This is a genomic window from Bartonella sp. AA83SXKL (assembly GCF_042196965.1).
GTDB lineage: Bacteria > Pseudomonadota > Alphaproteobacteria > Rhizobiales > Rhizobiaceae > Bartonella.
Genome location: NZ_JBHIRG010000250.1, coordinates 1 through 634, shown reverse-complemented (window position 1 = coordinate 634; position 634 = coordinate 1). Strand labels below are relative to the sequence as shown.

Genomic DNA, 634 nt, shown 5'->3' with positions numbered 1-634 from the left:
AGAATTTTGGCTTAAATTGCAACAAAAGCATGATTTATGGCAAGCTCGGCATAATAACCCCATGCCGGATATTTCGTCTTTAGAGCAAGTAAGCCATCCTTAGCAATTAAGACTTGGCTTGACCGTTTTTTCGCTTAAAACACATCAAATGTTTTTTGATAATTTTTTAATTTCTCTATTGATCTCATCTATGAGAGGTTCGTAATTAAGAACGCTTCTTGGCAAATTACCTCCATATCTCCACGCTTTTACTTGCGCTTTGGTGCTAAAGTCCGCATTCTCAGGTATTTTGTAATACTGACCGCCATCAAATTTTTCACACTCTCTTGTACCGTCTTCATATTCGTAGAGATTATAAAAATACTCAGCGGCTCCATCTCCCCACGGCACATATCCAACAGCGGTTGCAACAAATTTTTTTTGCATGGGCTGTTTACGGTTTTTTAAGAGCAAATGTTTTAAAATGGGCATGTTTTCATCCTATATTTTACCAATAGCGTTATTTGTCTCAAATTTGACCGTATGGTGCGTTTTATGTTCCTAATGTGGTTTGATCAAAAAAGTTCTAAATCGCGCTGTACGGTGCCTTTTTGTCGATTTAAACGCATATCTAATCCAAAATGATCAGCACTTT

The 634-nt window shown here is 37.1% G+C and carries 1 protein-coding gene; it reads right to left on the bottom strand.

From position 1 onward, the window contains the following. Positions 1-144: 144 nt before the first annotated feature. A complete protein-coding gene (locus ACFINO_RS10930) occupies positions 145-471 on the bottom strand; it encodes a hypothetical protein (RefSeq protein ID WP_011180827.1) in 327 nt (108 codons plus the stop codon). Positions 472-634 lie beyond the last annotated feature (163 nt).

Coding starts and splice junctions, on each gene's coding strand:
- ACFINO_RS10930 (WP_011180827.1), bottom strand. CDS start 471: ATGCCCATTTTAAAACATTTGCTCTTAAAAAACCGTAAACAGCCCATG.